Origin of the sequence: Acinetobacter sp. YH12200 (assembly GCF_013418175.1) — a bacterium.
In the GTDB taxonomy this organism is placed as follows: Bacteria; Pseudomonadota; Gammaproteobacteria; order Pseudomonadales; family Moraxellaceae; genus Acinetobacter; species Acinetobacter pseudolwoffii.
Map to the genome: position 1 here is coordinate 1 of NZ_VPCO01000074.1, position 1,023 is coordinate 1,023.

General features: G+C 42.8%; 2 tRNA genes and 2 rRNA genes. All 4 read left to right on the plus strand.

Annotation, left to right across the window (positions count from 1 at the left end):
- A 16S ribosomal RNA gene (locus FTU90_RS15945) occupies positions 1-79 on the plus strand; the annotation flags it as partial.
- A 60-nt stretch (positions 80-139) separates the two neighbouring features.
- Positions 140-216 (plus strand) — tRNA-Ile (locus tag FTU90_RS15950).
- A 71-nt stretch (positions 217-287) separates the two neighbouring features.
- Positions 288-363: transfer RNA gene (locus FTU90_RS15955), tRNA-Ala, on the plus strand.
- Positions 364-846: 483 nt separating this feature from the next.
- Positions 847-1,023 (plus strand): 23S ribosomal RNA (locus tag FTU90_RS15960); the annotation flags it as partial.

The following is a 1,023-nucleotide window of genomic DNA, read 5'->3' on the forward strand; positions in this document are numbered from 1 at the left end:
TACCACGGTGTGGCAGATGACTGGGGTGAAGTCGTAACAAGGTAGCCGTAGGGGAACCTGCGGCTGGATCACCTCCTTAACGAAAGATTGACGATTGGTAAGAATCCACAACAAGTTGTTCTTCATACGATGTATCTGAGGGTCTGTAGCTCAGTTGGTTAGAGCACACGCTTGATAAGCGTGGGGTCACAAGTTCAAGTCTTGTCAGACCCACCAAATCTGACTAACGCAGCATGCAAGTGCTGAAGCAAACAGAACGGAACGATACATTGACTTATTGATAAGCTGGGGACTTAGCTTAGTTGGTAGAGCGCCTGCTTTGCACGCAGGAGGTCAGGAGTTCGACTCTCCTAGTCTCCACCAAATTTCAAGATCATAAAAGCACTGCTTTTACTTGAAATTTAAGCAAGAAGCTACGCTTCGCGCAGTATGTAAGCATACAGTGTTGAAGTTGCTTAGTTCCTAAGCGATCAAGTGTTTAGATCCTAGAGATTAACAAGTACAAGCGTTATGATACGCGCACTTGATAATCTCTGTGATTTATCACAGCAACATGACCTGACGAAGGCATGTTAAATCATTAACAGAATATATTTGAGTTGAAATAAATTGTTTAAGGCTCAGAACTAAATTGACATTTAAATATGACACGCAAGTGACATAGTTGAATGAAGATGAAGAACTGAGAAACTAGCGATTAACTGAATCAAGCGTTTTGGTATATGAATCTAATTGAAGCTGTACAGTGCTTAAATGCACAAGACGCCAACTGTATGATTGACTGAGTAATTGGTTAATCTGTTGCTCATCCTGCTTGTAAGGATGAACGACTGTTTGGGGTTGTATAGTCAAGTAATTAAGTGCATGTGGTGGATGCCTTGGCAGTCAGAGGCGAAGAAAGACGTGATAGCCTGCGAAAAGCTCCGGGGAGGCGGCAAATATCCTGTGATCCGGAGATGTCTGAATGGGGAAACCCACTTACCATAAGGTAGGTATTGCATGATGAATACATAGTCATGCAAG